This window comes from Pseudomonas sp. FYR_7, assembly GCF_043106155.1.
GTDB lineage: Bacteria > Pseudomonadota > Gammaproteobacteria > Pseudomonadales > Pseudomonadaceae > Aquipseudomonas > Aquipseudomonas parafulva_B.
In genome coordinates, this window is record NZ_JBICMI010000053.1 from 103,484 (window position 1) to 122,863 (window position 19,380).

The window sequence follows — 19,380 nt, forward strand, 5'->3', positions numbered from 1 at the left end:
TTTGTGAGTTACCCACCAACCGCCCCCCTTTATGTTGGTGCTGGCGTATCTTGCCGGCGCATGGTCTTAGCGCGCTTTTCCAGCACCAAGTAGGTGATGACCGCCAACACCAGCGGTATCAGGTAGTACAAGGTTCGATAGGCCAGTAAGGCTGCAACCAGGCTGCCTTGTGGAATCTGCCCCTGAAGCAGGCCCAGGAATACGGTTTCCAGCACCCCAAGCCCAGCCGGAATGTGAGCCACCACCCCAGCCACGCAACTGATCAGCAGAACCCCCAGGATGGAGGGATAGAACGCCTGCTCTGGCAACAGCCAGAAGATCAGCAGCGCCATCATTGCCCAGTTGCTGGCGCCCAAGGCAACCTGGCACAGTGCAAGTCGCAGTGAAGGCAGCGTCAGTTCATGCTCGCGCCAGCGCCAGGTGCGTTTTTTGGCAAAACCGCAGGCCAGCAGATAGCCGATCGAAATGGCCAGCAGCGCGAAGCCAATGAGCTGCAGCCCAGTGGTGCCGACCGCCCAGTTTGCGGGCAATTCGACCAGGCGCATGGCAAACACGCTGCCTGCCAGCAGCATGTAGCCCATCCAGTTGGTCAGTAGCCCCAAGGTGAGAATGCGTGTGATGGTGGGCGTGTCCAACCCAAGCCTGCCGTATAACCGATAGCGCAACGCAACCCCGCCCACCCAGGTGGTGAAGTTGAGGTTGAAGGCGTAGCACACGAAGGCGATCGGCAGCACTTGCCGGACCGGCAACTTGTGACCGGTATAGGTTCGGGCCAATAAGTCGTAACTGGCAAAGATCAAGAAGCTCATCAGTGCCATGACCAACCCGACGGCCAATGTGCCGGGTTTGTAGGCCAACAGCGATTCACGCACCTCGTTCCAATCCAGGTTGCGCGCCAACGTGAACAGTAACGCCGGGATCAGGATAAGGAACAGGACGGTGAACAGACGCTTGGCCCACACTTGCCAACGCTTTCGTTCCATCAGGTGTTGCCCTCGTGCAGGTTGCCTTGGGTCTCTACGGCTTGCCCAGGCGTTTTCAGGCGCTTGCGGTGCGCAGGTAGCCAACCGGCAATGCGCGGGAAGTGACGTATGACGTGGAAGCTCAAGAAGATCAGTGGCGCCCGCCACCAGTAGCCGCGAATCATTCGCTCCAGGGTGACCGTCTTGCACTGTTCGCTGGCCAGCGACTGCAGGTGGTCATGTAGCTGCTGATTGAAGGCACGGCTGCGGATGAACAGGTTGGCTTCAAGGTTGAACGACAGGCTCAGCGGGTCGAGGTTGCTCGAACCGACCGTGGACCATTCGTCATCCACCAGTGCGACCTTTCCGTGCAGGGGGCGCCGGCAATACTCATGGATCCGCACACCGTCGCGAAGCAGGTAGTTGTAGAGCAGGCGAGCCAGGGTACGCACCCACCACATGTCCGGCTCACCCTGCATGATGAGGGTCACCTCAACCCCGCGACGCGCGGCGTTACGCAACTCGCGCAACAGGCGATAACCCGGGAAAAAATAGGCGTTGGCTACCACGATGCGCTTGCGCGCGCCACGCAGCGCTTCGAGGTAATAGGTTTCGATAGCCGTGCTGCGCTGGCCGTTGTCCCGCTCTACCATCACGGCAGTGATGTCGCCAGTGGGGTCGGTGACAGGGCGCACCTCGCTTGGGGGCTCTAGCACCGGCGACATCAATCGACGGCTGACGGCATGCACCTGCGCGACCACTGGCCCGGTTACCTCCACGGCGTAGTCCTGCTTGGCCATGGGGCCATAGTCGCCGAGATGATCGGCGCTGTAGTTGATGCCGCCAATGAATGCACGCTCCCCGTCGATCACGACGATCTTGCGATGCAGCCGGCGGAACAGGTTGGTGCGCAGGCCCGCCAGACGAGGCTGGGGGTCGAACAGGTGAAACCTTACTCCCGCCTCGGTCATCGCCGCGATGAACTCGGCTGACAGGTCAGCGGTGCCGTACCCGTCGGCAACCACTTCGACACGGACCCCGCGTTGCGCTGCCTCGATCAGGGCACGCTGCAGCTGATGGCCTACCTTGTCTTCGTAGATGATGAATGTCTCGAGCAGGATTTCATTGCGCGCCTGGCCCATGGCCTCGAAGACCCGCGGGTAGAACGCCTCACCATTGATCAGCAGCTCGACGCTGTTGCCATCGACCCAAGGTCTTTTCACACGTTGATCTCCGCAGCCAGGGGGGCGTGGTCGGACAGGTGCGACCACGGATAGTTGGATAAAACCTTTGCAGCGTGGGGCATGGCATTGCGCACGTAGATCCGGTCAAGCCGAAGCAGCGGCAGGCGTGCCGGAAAACTGCGCGCTGGCGAGCCGAAACGCTCCCCGAATGCCTCTATCAAGCGCTGCGACAGCACGGCATCTGCTTTCAGACGCCAGTCGTTAAAGTCGCCGGCGATAATCACCGGCGCCTTGGCAGGCAGGCGGTCGAGCAACTCGAACAGCAGACTCACCTGCTTCTGCCGGTGTGCCTCCCGTAGGCCCAAGTGCACGCAGATTGCATGCACTTCGTCGTGGCCGGGTACTTCCAGTTGACAGTGCAGCAGGCCTCGCTGTTCATTTCCCGCCACTGAGACGTCGAGGTTTTCCGAACGCACGATCGGAAATTTGGAGAGCAAGGCGTTGCCGTGATCGCCATGGGGATAAACGGCGTTGCGACCATAGGCAAATTGCGGCCACATGCTGTCTGCCAGGAATTCGTACTGGGGCGCCTGCGGCCAGGCAGGGTGGCTGATCGCATGCTGTTGGTGGCTGCCATGCACTTCTTGGAGAAACACCAGGTCGGCGCCCGTGGCACGTACCGCATCGCGCAGCTCCGGCAGGATGAAGCGGCGGTTGAAGAAGGTGAAGCCTTTGTGCACGTTGAGCGTCAGCACGTTCAGGCGGTGCACGGCGGTGACTTTGTCGATGATGCAGCTTGGCGCGGGGAGTGTAGGGTTCACAGTTCAACCTCCGGCTCGGCGCCCGGCTCTGTCATCAGCTCGTGGTCCAGGTGCATCTTTTCCAGCAATCGGCGCGCGTCGTAAGGGGCGTGGACTTTCTGGTCGTTATCGAAATAGCAGTACACGTCCCGGGTTGAGCGCCGGGGGGGAGGGCCCTGTACGATCAGGCGTGCATCGTCGGCCTGGCTCCCCTCACGCCACTGTTGGATCCGTTTCTTCCAGCGGCGCAGTGCGCTGACGGTATAACCGCTGCTGTAAAGTTCGACGTCGCCATGCAGGCGCATGTACATGAAATCTGCGGTGACGTCCTCTACGTAAGGCCACTTGCCCGCGCTGTCGGCAACCACCAGGGCAACGTTGTGCTGGCGCAGCAGTTCCACGAAGCGCTCGCACAGGAAACTTTCGTGACGAATTTCCACCGCATGGCGTAGCGGCGCATTGCCGCCTATCTGCGTACCGCCGTTACCTTGCAGGCGGTGCTCGCAGCCACTGGCGCTGCGTCTGGCAGCGGCGCGGTCACGCGGCAGCGATTGCAGAAATTCACCGAATCGCTCAGCGTCGAAACGCATGTTGGCAGGGAACTGCCATAAGAATGGGCCGAGCTTGTTACCGAGAAGGAGCGGCCCGGAGGCGAAGAAATTGGCCAATGGCGTATCGATGTCCTTGAGTCTGCGGATGTGGGTGATGTATCGCGGTGCCTTGACCGCGAACACGAAGTCATCGGGTGTGGCGTCATGCCAGGCTTGATAGCGTTCGGGCGTTTGCAGGCTGTAAAACGAGCCGTTGATCTCGATGGTATTGACTGCCCTCGACGCGAAGGCCACCTCGTCGTCCTGGCGCAGCCCCTTGGGGTAGAAGTCCTTGCGCCAGGGACCGTATCGCCATCCTGAAATGCCAATGCGTACCTCGCTCACGCTGCCTCCTATCGCATCTCCATTCCATTCATCATTGCGACCAGTGCAGCGGCAGGAGGGTTCAGGCGCAGTTGATCAGTGGTGGCGAGCAGGGCTGGAATTGAACTTTGCGGGCAGGCTTGATGCCACTTTTAGACAGGCAGGGTGGTGACCAACGCTCTGTATCGACACTTCTTGGAGGTGCACATGGCCCGACACATCATCCATTTCACCGGCCCTATCAACTCGTCTACCTGCGGCAATCTGATCAACACCTGCACCAAGGCCGTGAACCAGGGGGCCGAAGTGGTGCAGTTGAATGTCGCCACCATGGGCGGCGAGTGCAGCTACGGGTTTACCCTGTACAACTACCTGCGGACCTTGCCGGTCAGTGTGCATACCCACAACCTGGGCACGGTCGAGTCAATGGGCAACATCCTGTTCCTGGCCGGCGAGCACCGCACCGCGTGCACTCACAGCAAGTTCCTCTTCCACCCCTTTCACTGGACGCTGCACGGCTCCATCGACCACTCACGCATGGCCGAATATGCCATGAGCCTGGATTATGACTTGCGCCTTTACGCGCAGATTGTGGCGCAGCGCACCGAGGGCGCAGCACAGGCACTTGACGTGCCGCGCTACTTGATGGCGGCCCCGCGAATCCTTGGCCCACAAGAAGCCCTGGACAGCGGGATGATTCATGCAATCGACGACTTGCCGATAGAGGCGGGCGACTGCCAATGGAGCGTGCACGCTTAGAGCGGCACGCCCGTTTTTGAATTAGCCGCCAGTAAAAGTGGGCGTTAGCGCACAGACGCTGCGGTAGCTGCGTCGCACTCGAGCAAAGAGCGAATCAATTTTTTGATGTCTTGCTTGAGCGTGCCGACGTGCTCGAAATGGGCGAACTGGTAGTCAGCGATCTCATGCAAGGCGCAGGGCTGCGGTGCTTCGTCGAATTCGGCCTCGAAGACATAATGCATGCGTTGTGGCGTTTCGTGGCGCATCAGCAGCGTGAAATTGTGGGCCTGCAGGCCTGTCTCTTCCAGCAGTTCGCGCTGGGCTGCCTCAAGCGGCGTCTCACCAGGTTCTACCTTGCCTCCTGGCAGCGTCCAAGGGGCATTTGGCTTGCGAACCCACAGCCATTTATGAGCGTGTTTGCCATGCCGACAGATGATGGTTGCGCGGGGCTTGGCGGATTTCATGGGTACTCCGGCGAATCACATTCCTATGAGGAGTTAGTCGCCGAGCACCGTGCAAAAGTCATAAAACTGTAACAATTGACCGACGAACGGTCAGTAGGGTACCGAACCGTGGAGGCTCTCGATGGCCTCTACCAACTCGTCGTAGCCGACAGGCTTGTTCAGATGACGATCAAAGCCAGACTGCTTCGACCGATGCTGATCAGCGCTTGCCCCATAGCCGGTAAGGGCAATGGCCGGGGTATGCTGCAGGTGCTTGATGTCTCGCAAAGCCTTTATCAGGGCATGGCCATCCATGACTGGCATGCCGATGTCCGACAGAATGACGTCATAGTCCGTTTGCCGTGCTGCTTCGAGCGCCTGGCGGGGGTCAGCGAACGCGCTCACCTGCGCACACTCCATTTCCAGGAGCTGTTGCATGACGTCGAGCACCTCGGGTGAGTCATCCACCAGCAGTACATGCAAGCCATCGAGCCGGCCCATGCGTTCAGTTTGCTGGCAGGCCAGTCGCTCGCCTTTACCGCTTTTGGACAAGGGCAGGGTGACGGTGAACGTACAGCCCTGACCAAGACCGGCGGAGTACGCGCATACGCTTCCGCCGTGGGCCTCCACCAACTGACGGACCAGCGATAGCCCAATGCCCAGGCCCTCTCGCGCCGCATGCCCGAGTGGCGAAGCCGCCTGGCTGAACAGGTCGAAAATGTGTTCCAGGCTATCTGCCTCAAGGCCAATGCCTTGGTCGATCACGCTGAGCGAAACCTGCGTGTCGTCATGGCTCAGGGACAACCGGATAGTGCCGCCGGGTGGGCTGAACTTCAGGGCGTTGTTGAGCAGGTTCCAGATCACTTGCTCCAGGCGTGTGCTATCCCCGTCGATGAACAGTGGCAAGCCGTCTGCAGGCAGTTCCAGCACAACCGCCGAGTCAGGCTGCTCGCTGATGACCACCGCGTGGATACCCTCGATGATGGCAACCACGTCTACCGCTTCGGTCTTGAGCTTGAGCTTGCCGGTACGGATACGGGCAACGTCCAGCAGGTCATCGATGATGCGCGCCTGGCTGGCCACGGCCTCGCGAATGGTGCCCACCGCCTTGCTCGCAGCGGCGACGTGGGCGATCGAAGGCAGACGACGCAGGATCTCGGCGTTGAGCTGTATCAGGTTAAGGGGGTGTTTGAGTTCGTGGGACATGATGGCGAAGAACTCATCCTTCATGTGGCTGCTGCTTTGCGACTCGGCCAGTTGCTTGCTCTGCTCATCGTGCAGGCGCTTGTGCCCGGTCAGGTCCCGAGCAATCTTGACGAAGCCACGCAATGAGTTGCCCTTCAAGCGCGAGATTTCACCACTGGCATAGAAGCGGCTCCCGTCCTTGCGCAGGTGCCAGCGCTCATCCTGGCTACGGCCGTTGGCGCGCGCTGTCTGTAATTCCTGCTCGGGGATGCCGTGCTGGCGGTCGTCCTGGGTGAAGATGAGCTGGTAATGCCGGCCCACGACATCGGCCTTTTCATGACCGAAGATCAATGCAGCACCTGTATTCCAGTCAGTGATCAGGCCCTGCTCATCCAACAGGATGATGGCGAAGTCGTGGGTACTTTCAGCGACCACTCGCATGCGCTCTTCGCCAAGTCGCACCCGCTCCTCGGCCGCGCGACTCTTGCTGATGTCAATGAAGGTGAGCACGGCCCCGTCGATCTTCTGTTCGCTTGAACGGTAGGGCAGCAACCGGGCCAGGTACCAGTGGTAGGCCTGGCCCCCGATTTCCCGCTCGATGATGTGCTCGCCATTGACCACGGCGCGCGCATCATCGGCCAAGGCGGGGTAGTCCAGGCGATGAGTGATGTCCAGCAGGGAACGCCCTGTATCCACCGGCAGCATGTTGAACAGGTCGGTCGCACGTGGGGTGAACCAGCGAATGTGCAGGTTGCGGTCGACGAACACGGCGGCGATGTCGGTGCTGGCGATCAAGTTGCGCAGGTAGTCATTGACCTTGTCGGTCTCCTCAACCTTGCTCTTGAGCTCGTAATTGACGGTCAACAGTTCTTCGTTGATCGACTGCAGCTCTTCCTTGCTGGTTTCCAGTTCTTCGCTGGCCGAGCGAAGCTCTTCGTTGATTGTCTGCATCTCTTCGTTGGAGGCCGTGAGTTCTTCGCTGGATAGCTCCGACTGCTCAATGGTCTCCTGCAATTGCACGCGCATGCGCTGCAACTCTCGCTCCAGGTTGTTCAGCACCATGCTGTCGGTCTGGCGAATAGCATCGACTAACGGCAATGACAGATCGGGCGCACGCTCTTCGAACACCACCAGCAGGTATTCGCCGGCCGTTTGCTCATCCTTATGCGGTTGCACGGTAATTTCGATCTGGCAGCGCTGACCCTCCTCGCCCATGTCCACAGGGCGAGAGGTGACCGCATGGGTGCCCTGGCGCGCCTGGAACAAGGTGCTGCGAAGCGCCAGTCGCAAGCTGGGCAATACCAGGTTGAGCACGTTGCGGCTCAATTCACCGCTGCCCAATTGCATGTAGCGCCCGACACCTTCGCTCAGATGAAGGAGGGTACCCTCACCGTCGATGATCAGACTCGGCGGGGTTCGGCGGGCCAGTGCACGATGGTGCACCTCAGCGTAAGAGGGCTTGCGCTGGGCTCTGCTTTTGGCGGTGGCCGGTTGCTTCAGAGCGCCCAGATCAGTCCCTTGCAACTGACGCCCCGGACGCGTGTCGGCATGGGCGACCTCGCGTGCCCGGTAGATGCGATTACGCTTGTCCACCACCGCGAACAGATCGCCAGCCAGTTCAGCCGATTCGGAAGAGCCCAGAAACAGGTAGCCACCCGGGCGCAGGGCGAAATGGAACATGCGCAGGATATCCCGCTGGATTTCACGGTCCAGGTAGATCAGCAGATTGCGACAGACGATCAAGCCCAATTGCGAGAAAGGCGGATCGGACAGCAGGTTATGCCGTGCGAACAGCACTTTCTCTCGTATTTCCTTACGCACGCGATAGTGCTGGTCTTCTTTGGCGAAAAACTGGCGCAGACGCGAGGGTGGCACATCGGTGATGATGGACTCTGGATAAAGGCCGGTGCGGGCATGGCCAATGGCACGCTCGTCGAGGTCTGTGGCAAACACCTGCACCTTGTTGGCGCGCTGGTCCAAGGCCAACTGCTCGCACGTCAGCATGGCTAGGCTGTAAGACTCCTCTCCCGTCGAACAGCCCGCGGACCAGATGCGAATTTCGGCTGGGTTATCGCCTTGGTCCGGCTCATTTGCCAGCTGGGGCATGACGATACGCTCAAGCGCCTCGAACGCCTCGCGGTCGCGGAAAAAATTAGTAACCCCGATCAGCATGTCCGCCAGCAACGCTGCCGACTCTTCCTCATGGGTCTCAAGGTAGTGCAGGTAGGCTCGAAGATCGGCCTGTCCCGTGACATGCAGACGTCGCTCGATACGCCGCAGCACAGTGGCGCGCTTGTAATGGTGGAAATCATGACCAGTGGCGCTGCGCAATTGCAGCAAGATGTCTTCCAGCACAGGTTTGCACGCCTGAGGGTCGCCGGCTCGGGTACCCAGCGCCGGCGGTAGGCTATCGTCTTCGATACGTGGCAGATTGACCTGTCGCGCGTTGTGCCACAGCTCCATCAGCTTTTGGGCAAGCTCTGCCGCCGGGAGCACCACGTCGACCAGACCCGTCTCGATGGCCGCCCGAGGCATGCTGTCAAACTGAGCATCATCCGGGCTCTGTACCAGGGTGAGGCCGCCTTGTTCCTTGACACGTGCCAGGCCTACGGCGCCGTCCGCGCCCGTACCGGAAAGGACCACGCAAAAGGCATGATCCTTATGCACGTCGGCCAGGTCGCGGAAGAACAGGTCGATGGCCACATGGTCACCGCGCCGCCTGTTGGCCGGCGCTACCCGCAGGTAACCATCATTGGTCGATAGCCGATTGGCAGGAGAGATGACGTACACATGGTTGCGTTCGATCGGCACCGGTTCCGTTACCTGGCTCACCGGCATGCTGGTTGTCTCCTGAATGATCCGATCAGCGACACTCTGATGGTCTGGAGACAGGTGCAGCACGATGACGAACGCCATGCCTGAGTCGGCGGGCATCTGCCTGAAAAGGGTACAGATGGCTTCGATGCCCCCCGCTGAGGCACCAATACCCACCACAGGGAAATTGAGATGGCTAGGGTTCAGGTTAGAGGGATGCGGCGCGGCGGGCTGGTTAACGGTCGACTTCATGGCGATGCCCTGTACAGACCTGACAGACAGCCCATCGACACGTCGCGGGGCATGAGGAGCGCCATTATAGGCAACGCGCTCGAATATTCGCGAGTGCCTTGATGCGACGCTAATGACTGGCCCGCAAGTGTTCGGCCAGAGAATCTTTTCGCGCCACCGGTCTGCAACCCATGCCATGGGACTGAGTAGCCTGTTATCGCGCGGGTTCCGATGAAGGGCACGGCTTGATGTCTTGCACATTTCCAGAACCGCAAGGAGAAACGAAATGGCTCGTGATCAGAGATCGACCGGTCAACGTGGCGGCACCAAGGAAACCAATCCAGGCAACTTCGCCAACGACCGCGAAAAGGCTTCCCGCGCTGGGCAGAAAGGGGGCCAAGTTTCAGGTGGGAACTTCGCCAATGACCGTGAGCGCGCCTCGCAGGCTGGACGCAAGGGCGGTCAGAACAGCCACGGCGGCGGGCGCCATGTAACGAGCGAAGCACGCGGCTGACCTTGTCGTAGGTGCCCGCCGAGGCCGTGCTGGGCACCCGTCGGGGGGCAACGACGCATATCCGATTGAATCTTTAGCGCCGCGCTGCACTCCATCGCAGGGTCATCCACGCAAAAGAGGAGGGTGCAGCGATGCCTAGTCCCCAGTTGTACATCATCGATTACCGGCTCCATGGCGAGCCACGCACCTTCATCATTCGTCTGGAACGTCTGGATAATGCCGAGGCCTGGCACTGGGCGAGCTGTGATGCCGGCATCGGCATCATCCCAAAATTCGGGCGCGAGAAGATCCGCAAGGTCAGCCGGCCTATGGCTGAGCGCTACGGCGTCACGGATGTGACTTGGCGCCTATCAGGCAGTAAGCCCGGACAGTCTCTAGAAGACCCTGCCACCACCGCCTGATTGCGCAACCTCTTCCATTACCTGATTACACACCCGCCTCAGGGTCGCTGGCAGGTACGCCTGGACGATTTTGATCGTCATCGGTCAGGCCCGGGTCAGTGTCGGGGTCGTCGACTCTGTCATTGCGCTGCTCTTGTTCAAGCTCGGGCCAGTCGTCCTGGACATTGCCGCCACCCATCATAAGTTTCTGGATCACTGCATGCGCCTCCGTTGGTTTGGAAAAAAGGCCCGCCCCGAAGGCGGGCCAACACAGGAGTGAGAGGAACAGCCATTGCCAGACCCCTCACTTTTTCAGAGCGCCACTGCAGGGGTAGAAGTCCCTCTGCGCAGGCGCGGGTCTGACCAACGGTGCTATCCGGCCGAGTACTTGACGGCAGCCGCGGTCCGCGAGCTGACGTTGAGTGCCTTGAGCAGTGACGAGACGTGGATGCGCACCGTGAAGGGCGAGATGTCCAGGGCTTTGGCTATCTCCTTGTTGGTCTTGCCCTGTGCGATCAAACGCAACACATCCTGTTGGCGTTGAGTCAGGTGCTCGGTACCCGCGTCGGCATTGGCGATCGGCAGCAGGCCGGAAGGCAGGTAACGCACCAACACTTCCCCTGCTCGAACGGCAAGGATAGCGGCGCCCATTTGCTCGGCGCTCAGGCTTTTGCCGATGAAACCATCCACGCCGCAGGCCATGACCTGGTCGATGATGACCGGATCGTCCACCATCGAAACGACGATCAAGGTCGTACGCGACAGTTGGCGTTTCAGCTGGGCAAGGCGGCTGACGGAATCCAGGCCCGGAAAACGCAGGTCTAGGATCAGGGTATCGAGAGCCTCGCCAACGCTGGCAATCTGCAATACCTCATCCAGGCTACCGGCCTCGGCCACGCAGGCGCTTGGCAGCACACGGCAGACGGTACGTACCATGGCTTCCCTGAACAGCGGATGGTCGTCCGCCACGATTATTCGACTGGTCACACTTGGCAACTCCCTTTGGCCGCAGGTCGATCAGGCCATGTTAACGTAGCAGCCCTGGCACGTGCGCGCTGCCCCGTGATGGGAGCAAAGGCGCCTGATGATAAGGATTTCGGCCATGGTCATGGATAAAAATAACGAGCTCGATCAAGCGAACTTGCGTCTGATTGTTGGCAGTTGCGCGTTCGCCTATGTGGCGATGCTGGTATTTCTGCTGGACCGCTCTGCCGCGCTCTACGTGCCGGTGGTTGTCTACATCTTTGTCTTTCTCTTGGTATCGGTGCTTCTGCGCCAGGCTATCGCACGCTGGCCCGGGCATTATCCGTGGCGCCGGGTGCTGGGCATGGTGCACGACTACACAGGCACCTGTTTCGGCTTGGTGGTCGGCGGTGAAGCGGCGCTGCCGCTGTATGCCGTGATGGTGTGGGTCAACCTGGGCAACGGCATGCGTTTCGGCTCTCGATACCTGGCCATTGCGACCGGGCTGGCGCTGGTCGCGCTGGTAGTGGTGTACCGGCTGACGCCTTACTGGCAGGCCAACCCTTTTCTGGTGCTGATGTTGCTGACCACCAGTACCGTGATACCCGTCTATGCGCACTTGCTGCTCGAACGCACGCGCCGAGCTTCGGAGCAGGCCGCTGCAGCTAATCGCGAGAAGTCCCGCTTTCTGGCCCAGGCGAGCCACGACCTGCGCCAACCCATTCACTCTATCAGTCTGTTCACGGCGTGTTTGCGCGAGGCGCGGCTGGGCGAGGAGGAACGCAGGCTGGTGGACAGCATTGACCGATCGTTGCTGAACGTGTCCCAGCTGTTTCGGTCGATTCTGGACCTGTACACCCTGGATAACGGGCGCGTGCAGCCGCGCTATGAAACATTTGCTCTGGGCGATTTTCTCGAAGCCCTTGCACGTGAGCATGCCGAGGCTGCTCGCTGGGCGGGGGTGGAGATACGCGTGCGGCCTTGTCCCTACTGGACGCGTGCAGACCGCGGCATATTGACGACCATGGTCCAGAACGTCCTGTCCAATAGCCTTAAATACGCATCGGGACGGCCACTGTTGATAGGTGTACGGCGCTGCCGGGATGGTCTTGCCATCATGATCTGTGACCAGGGACGAGGCATCGAACCTGCACACCAGACGCTGGTGTTCGAAGAGTTCTACCGGGTCAGGCAAGTGCGCGACAAGGACGTCGAAGGCGTCGGGTTGGGCCTGTCGATTGTTCGTCGGCTTGCGCGGCTGATGAACGTGCAGGTGCACCTGCGATCTCGACCCGGTCACGGCACCACCGTGAGCCTGAAGGGGTTGCCGCAGATAACGCCTCACCCTACACGGGCAGCGCCTGAGCAAGAGCTGGCTGCTGCAGGTTTGCTCAACGGCCTGCGGGTTTGCCTGATTGAGGACGACCAGAACGTGCTCAGAGCAACGTCGGCCCTGTTGCAGCGCTGGGGATGCGAGGTAGATGGCCATAGTTCAGCTGCCGCTTCGAATGAGGACTGCGACGTCATCGTTGCCGATTATGACCTTGGCCAGGACGCCACCGGAGTCGATTGCATCGAGCGGCTGCGCAGCGAGCGTGGCTGGGCTGTACCAGCCTTGATCATGACGGGGCATGATCCGGACCGAATACAGGTCGCAATACAGGGTCGCGATATCGCGGTGCTTTCCAAGCCCGTGCGCCCTGTCGAATTGCGGGCCATGTTGCGCACGCTCTGTGATAACGCCACCTCGCCCCGTTATTGAAAGCGGCCATAGCGCCGGTCAAAAGCGTCCGGTCTGGCCTTCTTTCACGCAGCTGGGCGTGGGTTGATAGATGCCCATGCCGGCCGCAGCGACCAGCGCGCCACTGGGCATCTGGCATTCGAATCGCCCTTTGCCAGTTGTGGCGGTGTAGTACGTGATGGTGCTGTCGCTGCGCACATCTTCCACTTTGGAGACCTTGGTATTGAGTACGAACTCGGTACGCTTCTTCAGCGTGTCATCGGAAGGCTTGACGGTTTGGCAGCCGGCCACGGCGAACAGCGCACCGGCAATGCCGATTAGCTTGAAAGGACTCATGGGAGGTTTCCTTGGCGATGAAAGCCCTGGAATATAGCGTGCGTTGAAGGGAGGAGCGATTAGGACGGATGTGCTAAATGGCACCTGGCTACTAGAGCCTTGATCAATTTATACGAGATATAGAGTCAACAACTATTGATCTTATACTAGTTAGTGTTGATTATAGTCGCTTCTATGAGTCTGGTTTCTCATTTTAGAGGCAACCGACGTAAGTCTTAAGCCTCGTAAAATTGACGATGGTGAGCATTATGCAAGACTTCTTTCCCGTGGCTTGTGCCGACATGCTCGCGCGTGTAGGCATGCTGGTGAAGGCACAGCGTTTGGCGCTAGGTATTCGGCAGGCGGACATCAAGGCCGCTATTGGCATATCGCCGCACCTGTTGCGCAAGGTCGAACAGGGCTCGCCTCACGTAGACCTGCGCTCCTTCATGCTGGTGCTATGGCGGCTTGGCATCAACGATACGGTCTTCCGAACGCTCGAGGACGTTGAGCACAGCGCCCAGATGGCCCGTTTCGTTCAGCTGGAGGATGACCCTGAGCAACTTTCAGCCCGACGCGTGCGCCTTCCCAAACCCAAGCCTGAGGCGTTCTGATGCAACGTGCCTACATCTACATGGAGCATCCCGAGAGCGGCCAAGTAGTCACCCTCGGCCGCCTGAGCCTGAAGGGCAGACTGGGCGAATTCGTCTACGCACCCGAATACGTGGCGCAGGACGGATGGGTACCAGACCCGATCCACTACCCGCTGCGTGCCTGCGCTTCACGATCACTATGCCACCTTCCTCGCGGGTGCGGACCTGGACAGCGCATGCGCAGCGGCGAGCAGTGATCGGATGCTCAGTTGATTTCGCAGCGGGGTCTTTGCGGCAATCAGACCATAAGGGCCAACAGCGCGGCGGCCAAGGCTGGCGGCATGATCAGCAGACCCAGGCGCAGGAATTGCCAGGCGCTGACAGACTCGCCTTCACGTCGAATCGCCACCAGCCAGAGCAGGGTTGCAAGGGACCCGGTGATGGACAGGTTCGGACCCAGGTCGACGCCGATCAGCAAAGCGGCGGTAGTTTGCCGAGGCAGGTGGGCGATATCAACCATTGAGCCGGCAATCAGCCCAGTCGGTAGGTTGTTCATCAAGTTGCTTGCCACGGCCACACCGACCCCAGCGGTCCAGCTCGCAGCGGCCTGAGACCGCTGTTCCAGCGTCATGAGCATGTGCGCCAAGTGTTCGATCACGCCTGTCTGGGCCACAGCTTCGACCAATACGAACAAGCCCGCAACCAATGGCAGTACACTCCAGGCCACGTGTCGCATAACGGGCATCGGGCTGCGCCGTTGGCGCAAATGAATCAGCGCGGTGGTCGCGACACCAGCGCTGAAGGTAGGCAGGCCCAAGGGTATGTCCAGTGCCGAAGCACCCAATAACACGCAAGCAGTCAGCGCAATACCCCATGCACACAGACGGGCACCGGCTGAAAGAGGCTGTGTTTGCACAGTCAGGGCAAGCGGTTGGCAGACCTGGCGGCGTTGGGTAATGCGCAACATGAGATAGGTCGCCATGATTGCTGCCAACGAAGGCAAAGTGAACTGCCTGAGCCAGTCCCACAAGGGCGGCATCTGGCTGCCGAAAACCACTAGGTTGGCAGGATTGGAAATGGGCAGGACAAAGCTTGCGGCATTGGCGATGAACGCACAGATGAACAGATAGGGCAGGGGCTCAGCCTTGGCGGCCTTGCAGGCTGCATACACTGCCGGGGTAAGCACCACAGCAGTGGCATCGTTCGAGAGAAAGACGGTCACCAGAGTGCCGACCAAGAAAACCAGATTGAACAGGCGCTGGCCAGAGCCCCGGGCATGTCCTACGGCGTAACGGGCCACCCAATCGAAAAGGCCTTCCTGACGGGCTACTTCGGCCAGAACCATCATGCCGATCAGAAACAGGTAGACGTCGCCGCCCTTGGCCACGGCGGCCAAAGCGTTCATCGGCGCAATCAGCCCAAACAGCACGAGTGCGATGGCGCCACCCAGCGCCCAGATAAATTCCGGCACCTTGAAGGGTCGGAATATGACGCCGGCGGTAGCCAGGGCCGAGACGATCCAGATGATCAATGAGGTTTGGCTCAGGTGCATGAAGGGTTCAGTTTCCGGCGGCTGACGGTATTGAGGAGGAGGGCGCATCGCCCTGACGCGGGTGGGTTTCGGGCAGGGCGACCAGTACAAGCACGAAGGCGCAGGCTGCTATACCGGCCAGCGTCATGAACGCGGCATTATAGCCCGCCGCTTGGACGACGAACCCCGCCAGACCAGGGCTTAGCGCCGCACCAAGACCGAACACGGCGGTAAGCGCCCCAAGGCTGAAGTTGAACCGCCCGGTGCCCTCGGTGAGGTCCTTGACGATGATCGGGAACAACGCCCCGAAAATGCCGGCGCCAATGCCGTCGAGTAATTGCACGCCTACAAGCCAGAAGGGATTGTCCGACAAGGTGTAAAGGGCGCCGCGCAGCGGGAGTATCAGGAACCCCACGAGCATGAACGGCTTGCGCCCCCATTGTTCGGCACGCGCCCCGACCAACAGCGCCATGGGTACCATGACCAGCTGGGCTGCCACGATGCAGGCCGAGGTCAGCGGCGTGGCCAGGCGCAGGTCGACCTGGGAGAGCTTCTGGCTTACCAATGGCAGCATGGCCGCATTGGCCAGGTGGAACAAAGCGCAGCAGATCGCGAAGAGCAGCAAGGTGCGGTTATGCAGCAACAGCGCAAAGCCAGCCGGGTTGTCCTGATCGTTCGGGCCATGGGCCAGGCCGCGAGCCACGTGGTGGTCGATGGCGGCGCCCGGCACGCATGCTACTGCGATGATGCTGGCCACGGTCAAGGCAGCCATCAAATAGAACACCACTACTGGGCCATAAAGGTAGGCGAGCCCACCGGCTAGTAGTGCAGAGAATGCATTGCCAGCATGGTTGAAGGTTTCATTGCGCCCTACGCGTCGCGTAAACGCCTTCGGTCCGGTCAGCCCCAGTGAGATGGCAGCGATCGCCGGCGCGAACACGGAGCCGGCCAGTGCGCTTACAGTCTGGGTTATAGCGACCCAGGTAAATGACGTGATAAAAGGCAACAGCACACAGCTCCCGGTTACCAGTACTGCCGCTATGACCACCACGGCACGCTTGGCAGGCGTACGGTCAATCAGGGCGCCGGCGGGCGTCTGAGCGAGCAGGGCAGTAACACCGGCAATCGTCATGACCAGCCCTATGCTTGCGGGCTGCCATTGATGAACGGCAAGCAGATAGATGGCTAGGTACGGTCCAAGTCCGTCACGTACATCGGCAAGGAAGAAGTTCAACCAGTCTAGCGAGCGATACGGGGCGGATTGCCTAGGGTTTTCCAAGGACGTGCTCTCGAGAGGGCCACGCAGCCATCTCGCTGGCGTGGGCCGGGGGATGGACGGCAGGCGAGTACTGATGCTGGGGTGTCATTGGCAAAGACTGTGCTCTGCGATAATAGGTTCCAGAGGCGGATTTGAGTTGTCTGGGGTGAAGGCCAAGAATCAGTGAGGGATGAAATAACAGGCCTGGTCATCAGGGCATCATCAGATGAGAACTTGGCAAGGTAGGGCTGGATATACAACGATACGGAGTAATAAATTATAACTAAACTAAATGAATATTTAGTGTAGTTATCACCTGTAGTTATATTAGTTTAGGGCAGGAGGCGCCCTAACCATACGGTTAGTCCTCCAGATTCTGGATCTTCAACAACGTGATCGACGACCTCGAACCCGTTGATGCGCAACTGATCGGCGTATTCCTTGGCATTTAGACTCGCGTGATACAGCGTTTCGCCTTCGAATGTACCCAAGGCCTCACCGTAAGAAGGCCCACTCGTGAACATGAGCAACGCCCCTGGAGCCGCGTGACGACGGAAAACCGGGAACATCCCGCGCTGATCAGAGGGTTTGAGATGGAAGAAGCTGTTCCAAGCAATGATCGCGTCAAATTGGCGTCCCAATGCAAGCGCGCGCATGTCTGCGTGAATCCATTGCTGTTCAGGAAACTGTGCACTGCAAAGGGTCAGCATCTGGTTGGAGGAATCTACACCCACAATGCGAGCGCCGATTCCGACCAGATATCGCGCCACAGGTTGGCCAGAGCCGCAGCCCAGATCTAAAACAGTTGCTGACGGCCTCAACAAGGCCCCGAAACGCTCAATCCATTTGCGATCGGTGAAGTGATTGGCACGTTTTTGGTGCCAGGTGAATGCATGGCGATCGTAGAGGTCGATGATGTGGTCAGCTGATAGATGGTGGGACATGGGAAGAGAGTTTCCGTGAGCGGTCTACAGAAGGACGCTGTATGCGGTTCGTGGGTTCGAATGTACCCCAGGGTGGTATCGAACTGGAAATACCTAGATGCGCATAATGTGTATTATGTTAAATAGTAGGTAAGCTTGTTGGACTGAGCGTGTCACCAGCCCCCGGAAACCAGTGATCCCGTCGCTAAATTATGAGAATCGCTTCGCTTCGCCCCTAACCCATTGATATTGCTGATGATTGCTCCCTTGGCGAGAGGACGACTGCGAATACATGAGAAAAAACGGGTGAATTGTTAGCCTGCAAACGGGGTGCATGGGTCATTCAGGTCCTCGGCAGAGCCTATGACTCCCGAAAATAGGCTTGCATTAAAAAGGAGAAATTCCCGCTCGAATATTTCGCTAAAGCGAGAAAAAACGCTTTGAGTCTAGCGTGCCCTTACGGAAAGCCCGTAATAGTTAGGCTTGCTCTTTGCGGCAATTATGAGAAATTCCCGGCTGGATGTTGCCTATTGATGAGAAACCCCCGACTGACACACTGGCGCTGCAAACATAGCCATAGAAAATTCCGGGAATTTCTCATAATTGAACAATAACGCATTGCCGAGCCTTTGCATTTTAGGTGTCCGTCAGTCAGTCTTGCGCCTCAGGGAGCATGTCGCTACCATCGATATAAGGAGGCTAAATTCACCTAAAAGCTTCGTACTTCCGATTACTGTCATAAGTGGAAGTCTATTGTCTTCAAAACTCTGGCTGGTATTCCATGGCGCGCGCACCCACTCCCTTGTTCTAAACCTACGATAAATTCATCGAGCAAGACTTCAGTTTGCAGGGCTCCTCACTCGCCTGCGTCGCTTCCTTTTTGGATGAGTGTGAAGCGGCTTTGCAGCCTGAGCGTGGCTACGCTGCGGTGCGTGCATTCCTGCGCGCGTTTTCCGACAACGCGCAGACGTTCAACTCGTACCGCAGTCATACGGAGCGATGGGTACTCGTGATGGCTGGATCCCTAATCCGAAATGGCATCCTTTCAACATGAAGTCTCGCAAGGCGACGGCCACAGAATTGCCCAGTGCCCAGCACTATCAAGCGGCGAATGGCACGTTAAACCAAGTGTTTACCGTCTGCAGCCGGTTCTATGAATTTCTCATTGAAGACGGCTTCGCCCAAACGAATCCGTTTCGCCTCCTCAAGAAAGGCAACCGCTTTTCTACGCAAGAACTTGAAGTTGCGTCTTCGCGGGCACTCACGCCCCTGCAATGGGACTTTGTCCTGGACACCGTTGAGGAGATGGCGAACACCGAGCCGGAACGGCATGAACGAATAAGGCAACTGGTGGTACTTCGCGGTGGGTAAAGGCAACAAGGCGGCCAAGATCGCCGTGCGGGATATCTACGAAGAGCGCTATCTAAAACGTTACCGCCGATTCCTGGGACTCTCCCAATTACCTCATCCAGGGGAAAGTACGCCGCTGATCAAAACACTCAAGGGTCGAGCAGGCTTGTCTGATCGGCAAATCCGCGCCCTCCTCCAAGCTGTTTTTGATAAAGCCGTAGACAAGATGCGCAGCGAAGGCCGCGCTCACCATGAGATGGAGAGTCTGCGCTGTGCCTCTGCGCACTGGCTGCGTCACACCTCCGCCACGTTTGACGCTCCGCTGCGCAATCCTAAGGACCTGCAGGAAGACCTGCGGCACAGCAACCTTAGTACGACCCAGAACACCTATTATCACGCGCATGACCAGGAGCGTGCGCATTCGGTGAAGCGCATCGGCATGCGCGACCGCGGTTAAGCCTGGATTGCCCAGTCGTCAACCGCCAGCTTGCCGCCCCCAAGTGAACGATGTGGCTGGCACACTCCTGATAAAGACGCGTGC

The 19,380-nt window shown here is 59.2% G+C and carries 19 protein-coding genes and 1 pseudogene; 8 read left to right on the forward strand and 12 right to left on the reverse strand.

All coding sequences use genetic code 11. The features are described 5' to 3' along the window. Positions 1-29: 29 nt before the first annotated feature. Genes ACF8R3_RS13820 through ACF8R3_RS13835 form a run of 4 tightly spaced genes read right to left on the reverse strand, consistent with a single transcriptional unit; the run spans position 30 to position 3,881 of the window. Entirely contained in the window at positions 30-983 is a 954-nt protein-coding gene (locus ACF8R3_RS13820) for a lysylphosphatidylglycerol synthase domain-containing protein (RefSeq protein ID WP_078478622.1), read from the reverse strand. Next, entirely contained in the window at positions 983-2,185 is a 1,203-nt protein-coding gene (gene clsB / locus ACF8R3_RS13825; protein ID WP_196121814.1) for a cardiolipin synthase ClsB, read from the reverse strand. Before clsB ends, ACF8R3_RS13820 begins: the two co-directional genes overlap by 1 nt. After that, complete coding sequence (locus ACF8R3_RS13830) at positions 2,182-2,967, reverse strand: endonuclease/exonuclease/phosphatase family protein (protein WP_196127759.1); 786 nt, start codon at positions 2,965-2,967, stop codon at positions 2,182-2,184. The genes clsB and ACF8R3_RS13830 overlap by 4 nt, the downstream gene beginning before the upstream one ends. Further along, positions 2,964-3,881, reverse strand: a complete 918-nt coding sequence (locus tag ACF8R3_RS13835) for a DUF72 domain-containing protein (protein ID WP_392515738.1) — start codon at positions 3,879-3,881, stop codon at positions 2,964-2,966. The genes ACF8R3_RS13830 and ACF8R3_RS13835 overlap by 4 nt, the downstream gene beginning before the upstream one ends. A gap of 186 nt (positions 3,882-4,067) precedes the next feature. Between ACF8R3_RS13835 and ACF8R3_RS13840 the strand changes: the two genes are divergently transcribed. After that, entirely contained in the window at positions 4,068-4,619 is a 552-nt protein-coding gene (locus tag ACF8R3_RS13840; RefSeq protein WP_058604595.1) for an ATP-dependent Clp protease proteolytic subunit, read from the forward strand. Positions 4,620-4,663: 44 nt separating this feature from the next. On the opposite strand, the gene ACF8R3_RS13845 is transcribed toward ACF8R3_RS13840, so the two are convergent. Both ACF8R3_RS13845 and ACF8R3_RS13850 read right to left on the reverse strand, forming a co-directional pair. Then, a complete protein-coding gene (locus ACF8R3_RS13845; RefSeq protein ID WP_078478620.1) occupies positions 4,664-5,062 on the reverse strand; it encodes an NUDIX hydrolase in 399 nt (132 codons plus the stop codon). A 90-nt stretch (positions 5,063-5,152) separates the two neighbouring features. Then, on the reverse strand, positions 5,153-9,292 hold the full coding sequence (locus ACF8R3_RS13850; RefSeq protein ID WP_392515739.1) for a CheR family methyltransferase: 4,140 nt from the start codon (positions 9,290-9,292) through the stop codon (positions 5,153-5,155). 319 nt (positions 9,293-9,611) lie between these two features. On the opposite strand from ACF8R3_RS13850, the pseudogene ACF8R3_RS13855 reads away from it, so the two are divergent. Next, positions 9,612-9,785, forward strand: a pseudogene (locus ACF8R3_RS13855) (general stress protein); the annotation flags it as partial. Positions 9,786-9,916: 131 nt separating this feature from the next. Continuing rightward, complete coding sequence (locus ACF8R3_RS13860; RefSeq protein WP_027915584.1) at positions 9,917-10,186, forward strand: DUF6555 family protein; 270 nt, start codon at positions 9,917-9,919, stop codon at positions 10,184-10,186. A gap of 25 nt (positions 10,187-10,211) precedes the next feature. Here ACF8R3_RS13860 and ACF8R3_RS13865 read toward each other — a convergent pair whose 3' ends face one another. Together ACF8R3_RS13865 and ACF8R3_RS13870 are read right to left on the reverse strand one after the other, a co-directional pair. Continuing rightward, positions 10,212-10,382, reverse strand: a complete 171-nt coding sequence (locus ACF8R3_RS13865) for a hypothetical protein (RefSeq protein WP_153302504.1) — start codon at positions 10,380-10,382, stop codon at positions 10,212-10,214. Between the two features lie 155 nt (positions 10,383-10,537). Continuing rightward, a complete protein-coding gene (locus ACF8R3_RS13870) occupies positions 10,538-11,152 on the reverse strand; it encodes a response regulator transcription factor (protein ID WP_058639286.1) in 615 nt (204 codons plus the stop codon). A gap of 115 nt (positions 11,153-11,267) precedes the next feature. On the opposite strand from ACF8R3_RS13870, the gene ACF8R3_RS13875 reads away from it, so the two are divergent. After that, positions 11,268-12,890 (forward strand): hybrid sensor histidine kinase/response regulator, encoded by a 1,623-nt coding sequence (locus tag ACF8R3_RS13875; protein WP_058639287.1) that lies wholly within the window; start codon positions 11,268-11,270, stop codon positions 12,888-12,890. 18 nt (positions 12,891-12,908) lie between these two features. Here ACF8R3_RS13875 and ACF8R3_RS13880 read toward each other — a convergent pair whose 3' ends face one another. Next, complete coding sequence (locus tag ACF8R3_RS13880; RefSeq protein ID WP_058604601.1) at positions 12,909-13,205, reverse strand: hypothetical protein; 297 nt, start codon at positions 13,203-13,205, stop codon at positions 12,909-12,911. Between the two features lie 248 nt (positions 13,206-13,453). Here ACF8R3_RS13880 and ACF8R3_RS13885 point away from each other — a divergent pair, with 248 nt between their 5' ends. Continuing rightward, positions 13,454-13,798, forward strand: coding sequence for a transcriptional regulator (locus tag ACF8R3_RS13885; RefSeq protein ID WP_078478616.1), 345 nt, complete (start codon positions 13,454-13,456; stop codon positions 13,796-13,798). Next, the gene (locus ACF8R3_RS13890; protein ID WP_230384416.1) at positions 13,798-14,034 is read left to right on the forward strand and encodes a hypothetical protein; all 237 of its coding nucleotides are present in this window, start codon (positions 13,798-13,800) and stop codon (positions 14,032-14,034) included. The genes ACF8R3_RS13885 and ACF8R3_RS13890 overlap by 1 nt, the downstream gene beginning before the upstream one ends. 41 nt (positions 14,035-14,075) lie before the next feature. Here the strand turns inward: ACF8R3_RS13890 and ACF8R3_RS13895 are convergent, their stop codons facing one another. The 3 genes from ACF8R3_RS13895 to ACF8R3_RS13905 all read right to left on the reverse strand — a co-directional run bounded on the left by ACF8R3_RS13895 (position 14,076) and on the right by ACF8R3_RS13905 (position 17,510). Then, positions 14,076-15,329, reverse strand: a complete 1,254-nt coding sequence (locus ACF8R3_RS13895; protein ID WP_392515740.1) for an arsenic transporter — start codon at positions 15,327-15,329, stop codon at positions 14,076-14,078. Between the two features lie 7 nt (positions 15,330-15,336). Next, the gene (locus ACF8R3_RS13900; protein ID WP_392515741.1) at positions 15,337-16,587 is read right to left on the reverse strand and encodes an MFS transporter; all 1,251 of its coding nucleotides are present in this window, start codon (positions 16,585-16,587) and stop codon (positions 15,337-15,339) included. Between the two features lie 311 nt (positions 16,588-16,898). Then, positions 16,899-17,510 (reverse strand): trans-aconitate 2-methyltransferase, encoded by a 612-nt coding sequence (locus ACF8R3_RS13905; protein ID WP_058639291.1) that lies wholly within the window; start codon positions 17,508-17,510, stop codon positions 16,899-16,901. Between the two features lie 1,029 nt (positions 17,511-18,539). Between ACF8R3_RS13905 and ACF8R3_RS13910 the strand changes: the two genes are divergently transcribed. Together ACF8R3_RS13910 and ACF8R3_RS13915 are read left to right on the forward strand one after the other, a co-directional pair. Further along, positions 18,540-18,860: a hypothetical protein gene (locus tag ACF8R3_RS13910; RefSeq protein ID WP_392475260.1), complete on the forward strand. Its 321-nt coding sequence runs from the start codon at positions 18,540-18,542 to the stop codon at positions 18,858-18,860. After that, positions 18,853-19,296, forward strand: a complete 444-nt coding sequence (locus ACF8R3_RS13915; RefSeq protein WP_392475261.1) for a hypothetical protein — start codon at positions 18,853-18,855, stop codon at positions 19,294-19,296. The genes ACF8R3_RS13910 and ACF8R3_RS13915 overlap by 8 nt, the downstream gene beginning before the upstream one ends. Positions 19,297-19,380 lie beyond the last annotated feature (84 nt).

Coding starts and splice junctions, on each gene's coding strand:
- ACF8R3_RS13905 (WP_058639291.1), bottom strand. CDS start 17,510: ATGTCCCACCATCTATCAGCTGACCACATCATCGACCTCTACGATCGC.
- ACF8R3_RS13845 (WP_078478620.1), bottom strand. CDS start 5,062: ATGAAATCCGCCAAGCCCCGCGCAACCATCATCTGTCGGCATGGCAAA.
- ACF8R3_RS13880 (WP_058604601.1), bottom strand. CDS start 13,205: ATGAGTCCTTTCAAGCTAATCGGCATTGCCGGTGCGCTGTTCGCCGTG.
- ACF8R3_RS13820 (WP_078478622.1), bottom strand. CDS start 983: ATGGAACGAAAGCGTTGGCAAGTGTGGGCCAAGCGTCTGTTCACCGTC.
- ACF8R3_RS13850 (WP_392515739.1), bottom strand. CDS start 9,292: ATGAAGTCGACCGTTAACCAGCCCGCCGCGCCGCATCCCTCTAACCTG.
- ACF8R3_RS13890 (WP_230384416.1), top strand. CDS start 13,798: ATGCAACGTGCCTACATCTACATGGAGCATCCCGAGAGCGGCCAAGTA.
- ACF8R3_RS13895 (WP_392515740.1), bottom strand. CDS start 15,329: ATGCACCTGAGCCAAACCTCATTGATCATCTGGATCGTCTCGGCCCTG.
- ACF8R3_RS13860 (WP_027915584.1), top strand. CDS start 9,917: ATGCCTAGTCCCCAGTTGTACATCATCGATTACCGGCTCCATGGCGAG.
- ACF8R3_RS13875 (WP_058639287.1), top strand. CDS start 11,268: ATGGTCATGGATAAAAATAACGAGCTCGATCAAGCGAACTTGCGTCTG.
- ACF8R3_RS13840 (WP_058604595.1), top strand. CDS start 4,068: ATGGCCCGACACATCATCCATTTCACCGGCCCTATCAACTCGTCTACC.
- ACF8R3_RS13910 (WP_392475260.1), top strand. CDS start 18,540: ATGAAGTCTCGCAAGGCGACGGCCACAGAATTGCCCAGTGCCCAGCAC.
- ACF8R3_RS13885 (WP_078478616.1), top strand. CDS start 13,454: ATGCAAGACTTCTTTCCCGTGGCTTGTGCCGACATGCTCGCGCGTGTA.